5 protein-coding genes and 1 riboswitch are annotated in these 5169 nt (G+C 68.2%); of the genes, 3 read left to right on the top strand and 2 right to left on the bottom strand.

Features of this window, described 5'->3' with window-relative positions; genetic code table 11:
• Positions 1–87: 87 nt before the first annotated feature.
• A complete protein-coding gene (locus E1261_RS43130; protein ID WP_132415885.1) occupies positions 88–627 on the top strand; it encodes a phosphotransferase-like protein in 540 nt (179 codons plus the stop codon).
• Between the two features lie 6 nt (positions 628–633).
• On the opposite strand, the gene E1261_RS43125 is transcribed toward E1261_RS43130, so the two are convergent.
• Positions 634–1545 (bottom strand): 5-aminoimidazole-4-carboxamide ribonucleotide transformylase, encoded by a 912-nt coding sequence (locus E1261_RS43125; RefSeq protein ID WP_132415883.1) that lies wholly within the window; start codon positions 1543–1545, stop codon positions 634–636.
• A gap of 13 nt (positions 1546–1558) precedes the next feature.
• A riboswitch (ZMP/ZTP riboswitch) is annotated at positions 1559–1638 on the bottom strand.
• Positions 1639–1732: 94 nt separating this feature from the next.
• Between E1261_RS43125 and E1261_RS43120 the strand changes: the two genes are divergently transcribed.
• A complete protein-coding gene (locus E1261_RS43120; protein ID WP_132415881.1) occupies positions 1733–2722 on the top strand; it encodes a hypothetical protein in 990 nt (329 codons plus the stop codon).
• Here E1261_RS43120 and E1261_RS43115 read toward each other — a convergent pair.
• The gene (locus E1261_RS43115; RefSeq protein ID WP_132415879.1) at positions 2719–3432 is read right to left on the bottom strand and encodes a class I SAM-dependent methyltransferase; all 714 of its coding nucleotides are present in this window, start codon (positions 3430–3432) and stop codon (positions 2719–2721) included. The genes E1261_RS43120 and E1261_RS43115 overlap by 4 nt on opposite strands.
• Positions 3433–3486: 54 nt before the next feature.
• Between E1261_RS43115 and ilvD the strand changes: the two genes are divergently transcribed.
• On the top strand, positions 3487–5154 hold the full coding sequence (ilvD, locus tag E1261_RS43110) for a dihydroxy-acid dehydratase (protein ID WP_132415877.1): 1668 nt from the start codon (positions 3487–3489) through the stop codon (positions 5152–5154).
• Positions 5155–5169 lie beyond the last annotated feature (15 nt).

Below are 5169 nucleotides of genomic sequence, written 5' to 3'. Positions count from 1 at the left end.
GGCCAGGGGTGTGCGCGAAGGGCAGGGGTGCTGGGTGCGGCGTGTGATGGCGGGTTCGGGGGACAGTTTGTGGCGTAGCGTTTGGGGGTGCGGGGTGACTTGGTTGTGGTGAGTGGGACGCCGGGGGCCGGGAAGTCGACGGTTGCTGGGTTGCTTGCGGCGGGGGCCGAGCGGCCGACTGTGCATTTGGTGACGGACCAGTTCTTCGCGGCGATTCGGACCGGCCACATTCCGCCGTACCTGCCGGAAGCCTCGCAGCAGAACGATGTTGTCGTGGATGCGTACGTGGCTGCGGCCGCGACGTATGCGCGTGGTGGGTACGACGTCGTTGTCGACGGTGTTGTTGGGCCGTATTACGTGCCTCGGTTTCGGGCGGCCGCGCGAAACGACGGCCTGGTCCTGTCGTACGTTGCGCTGCGGCCGGCGCTCGAGGAAACCATCGCTCGCGCGCAGACCCGTGGTCCCGAATCGCTCCGGGACGAAGGCGCCATCACTCATATGTACGGCGCCTTCGCCGACCTGGGCCCGCTGGAGCACCACGCCATCGACACCACCGACCAGTCAGCGGTTGCGACGGCAGAGGTTGTACGTCGCGGGGTCGCTGCCGGCATCTACCGGCTGCACTGATAGCGGTCAGTGGCGGAAGAGGCGGACTCCGGTGGCGGACCAGGTGATGCCGTGGACGGCGCAGGCGGCCTCCACCTCGGATGAGCGGATGGAGCCGGCCGGTTCGGCGATGTGACTGACGCCGAAGCGGGCTGCCTCTTCGACGTTGTCGGGGAAAGGCAGGGCGCCGTCGGAGACCATGGACACCCCGGTCAGAGGCGTGGTGGAGCGGCGGGACCACCAGTCGGCAGCCTTCTGACCAGCCAGGCGGGTGCAGTCGACACGGGACTGTTGGCCGGCGCCGATGCCGATGGCCATGCCGTCCTTCAGGAGGGCGACGGTGTTGGACTGGGTGTAGCGGACGATGATCAGGCCGAGCAGCATATCCCGAGCGGCGGCGTCGTCCAGCTCAGCAGACAGCAGATCGCGGCCTAGCGAGAAGGCATCCCGCTCCTGCGTCAACCGCAGGCCGTACAGCTCACGCACCTCCTCGCGCGGAGGCTCGAACAGCGGATCCGCCTCCAGCACCAGGTACGTGCCGCGCTTCTTCGCCGCCAGTACCTCAACGACACCAGGCGCATAACCGGGCGCGATGATCCCGTCGCTCACTACACGGCGCAAGACATCAGCCAGCTCAGCGTCCACGGGATGCGAGACGGCCACGAAATCGCCGTACGACGACTTGGGGTCGGCGTCCCGGGCGCGCCGGTACGCGTCCGCGGCCGACGTACCGAGGGCTGCACCCGCAGGGGAGACGTGCTTGTACGACGCTGCCGCGGGCTGCCCGAAAGTGCCAGCGGCCTCCCGGACCATCTGCCAGCCGGTGAGTGCGTCGAGCACATTGATGTACGACGGACTGCCCGCCACGACGGTGAACGGGGCAGCTGAGCCGACGACTGTCAGCGAAGCGGCCTGGTGTGGATTCATCCCATAACGCATGAGCACCTCCGGAAGGAGGCGCCCAGGCGGACGACGCCACGTAGCTGTCCGCTCCCCGGTGGTGACCCACCCTCGCCAGTCGCGGTAAGGCAAAGGCTACTGCAGGCAGTGTCTATTGCAGGCAGTATCTATTGCAGGAAGGTGCAATCCCGCCCCACAGAGGTCCGAGGAGTCCTACCATCCGCGAATGGGGTTCTTCTCACGAAAGGGGGCGTCCGGGGTCGATGTGTCCGGGCTGAGGCTGGATCAGGCCTGGCTGGACGACGACCTCGACGCGGCGTACGCGGCGGTCCGGCAGGGTGATCTGTCGACCGGGCTGGCGTTGCTCAAGGTGACCCCGGCCAACACGAACCTGCGGTCGATCCGGGCCACCGGCCTGGCGAAGGCGGCGGTCGGGCGGAGCGAACAGCTCGAGCTGCGGCTGGAGGCGTACCCGAAGGATCCGGATCTGCTGCTCTGGTTCGGGCAGACGCTGGTGTTCGAGGCGTGGTCGGTGCGGACCGGGCAGCGGGCGAAGGACGTGTCGGCGCAACGGTTCGCGACGTTCCACGACATTCTGCATACGGCGGCCGAGGTGCTGCAGGGGGCGATCGTGGCGGCCGCGGATGACGCGGTGCCGTGGGAGGTGCTGCAGTGGGCGGCGCTCGGATTGCAGGCGGAGCTGGAGGACAAGGCCGAGATCTTCCATGCCGCGCTGATCCGGCACCCGGGCAGCTACGCGGCGCACACCGGCCGGGTTCAGGTGCTGGCGAAGAAGTGGTCCGGTCTGGAGCTGGCTGAGCTGATCGACTTCGGTGATGCGGTGGTGGCTCGGGCGCGGCCCGGAAGTGTGCTGTGCAGTATCGCGGCCCATGTCTTCAACGAGGTCTGGCTAGAGGTTGCCTCCGACAAGGACCCGCCGCGCGTGCAGCGCATGAGGCGGTTCGCGCGAGAGGTCAGCGGCCGCCGTCCCGAGCTCGTCGCGGCTCGCGACAAGTGGTGGAACGACGCCCGTACGCCGGACCCCGCGGACGTCTCGGCCAACGGCGCGATGGCCTTCGCGCTCAAATGGGCCAGCGCGAAGGCCGAAGCGATGGAGCACGCCGGCCGCACCGAGGGCCGGATCGAGAGCGTTCCGTGGGGCTACGTCGGCGGTGTGACCGGCTTCGCGGAGGCGCTCAGCCGGCGGATGGACTAGACCTTCTCCGCACGGAACACCATCAACCGGGACGACGGTCCGAACTGCTCACCATGCCACCCGGCCTTCACCTCGACCACGAATCCGGCCGCCTTCAGAGCAGCGCTGATCTGGTCGATCGAGCGGAAGTACAGCTCGTTGCGATAGACGTCGTCGCGCCCGTCGTCGTACAGGTTGTGCGCGTCGAAGACGACCCGGCCGTCCGCGACCTCGATCAGGTCGAGCCATTCGGTGAGGTGGCCGACCGGGGTGTCGCGATCCCCGTACGACGCCTCGCGGGTCCACGACTGCCAGGCCCGCGCCTCGGGGTTCCGCGACTCGAACGCCAGTACGCCGCCCCTCCGCAACGCACCGGCGATCGTGGCGAAGGTGGGCGCGAGGTCCGCGATGTGCATCAGCGTGTTCCCGGTGCACACCACGAGATCGACATCGCCGGTCGGCTCGATCACGCGCGCATCGCCGGAGATCCAGGTGACGGAACTCGCCGTACGGCGGGCGTAGTTCAGCATCGTCGGACTCGGATCGATCCCGATCACCTCGCGGCCGGACATGGCCAGCGAGCGCGTCAGCAGGCCGGTGCCACACCCGAGATCGACAATCTTCCGAGCGTTCAGCCCATCAGCCACCGAACGGAAATACGCGTGATCGTCGCCAGCAGGGTTGTCCAGGTCGTAGAGCTCGACCAGCTTCTCGTCACCGTAAGGATCCACCTGGCGAACAGTAAGGATCGGCTTACCAGGGAGCAACGTGTTTAGAGTGACCCCATGGTCGATGTGAAGCCCCGCAGCCGCACAGTCACCGATGGTCTCGAAGCCACCGCGAGCCGAGGGATGCTCAGAGCGGTCGGGATGGGGGACGACGACTGGGTGAAGCCGCAGATCGGGGTGGCGTCGAGCTGGAACGAGATCACCCCGTGCAACCTCTCGCTGGACCGGCTCGCGAAGGCGGTCAAGGAGGGCGTGCACGCGGCCGGTGGGTACCCGCTGGAGTTCGGCACGATCAGCGTCTCCGACGGTATCTCGATGGGTCATGTCGGGATGCACTACTCGCTCGTCAGCCGCGAGATCATCGCCGACTCGGTGGAGACCGTGATGGAGGCCGAGCGCCTCGACGGCTCGGTCCTGCTGGCCGGCTGCGACAAGTCCCTGCCCGGCATGCTGATGGCGGCCGCGCGTCTGGATCTGGCGAGTGTCTTCCTGTACGCCGGTTCGATCATGCCCGGCCGTCTCGGCGACAAGGACGTGACGATCATCGACGCGTTCGAAGCCGTCGGTGCCTGTGTTCGCGGCCTGATCACCCGGGAGGAGGTCGACGCGGTCGAGCGCGCGATCTGCCCTGGTGAAGGTGCGTGCGGCGGGATGTACACCGCCAACACGATGGCCGCGTCTGCTGAAGCTCTCGGTATGTCGTTGCCCGGATCGGCAGCGCCGCCCGCAGTGGACCGCCGGCGCGACGGGTACGCGCGGAAGTCCGGCGAGGCCGTGGTCGGCCTGCTGCAGAAGGGGATCACCGCGCGGCAGATCCTCACGAAGGAAGCGTTCGAGAACGCGATCGCCGTGGTGATGGCGCTCGGTGGCTCGACGAACGCCGTACTGCATCTGCTCGCGATCGCCCGCGAGGCCGAGGTCGAGCTGACCCTGGCCGACTTCAACCGGATCGGCGAGAAGGTTCCGCACCTGGGCGACCTGAAGCCGTTCGGCCGGTATGTGATGACCGATGTGGACAGGGTCGGCGGTATCCCGGTGATCATGCGCGCGCTGCTCGACGCCGGGCTGCTGCACGGCGACTGCCTGACCGTCACCGGCAAGACGATGGCCGAGAACCTCGCCGACATCGCCCCGCCGGATGTCGACGGCGCGATCATCCGGGCGCTGGACAAGCCGATCCACCCGACGGGCGGCATCACGATTCTGCACGGCACGCTCGCTCCGGAAGGTGCGGTCGTGAAGAGCGCCGGGTTCGACTCCGATGTCTTCGAAGGTACGGCGCGCGTGTTCGACGGCGAGCGCGCGGCGATGGACGCCGTACCGGAGTTGCAGCCGGGCGACGTCGTCGTGATCCGGTACGAAGGCCCGAAGGGCGGCCCCGGCATGCGCGAGATGCTCGCGGTCACCGGCGCGATCAAGGGCGCCGGCCTCGGCAAGGACGTGCTGCTCCTCACCGACGGCCGTTTCTCCGGCGGTACGACGGGACTCTGCGTCGGCCACGTCGCCCCGGAGGCGGTCGACGGCGGCCCGATCGCCTTCGTCCGCGACGGCGACCGCATCACCCTCGACGTAGCCAACCGCACCCTCGAGCTGCACGTCGCCCCCGAAGAACTCACCCGCCGAGCCGTCGGCTGGACCCCCAAACAACCCGCCATCACCAAAGGCGTCCTCGGCAAGTACACCCGCCTGGTCCGCTCCGCCTCCGAAGGCGCCGTCTGCATCTAACCGCCCCACCCCACC

Origin of the sequence: Kribbella albertanoniae (assembly GCF_004348455.1) — a bacterium.
GTDB classification, from domain to species: Bacteria; Actinomycetota; Actinomycetes; order Propionibacteriales; family Kribbellaceae; genus Kribbella; species Kribbella albertanoniae.
This window is presented reverse-complemented; position numbering and strand designations above follow the sequence as displayed.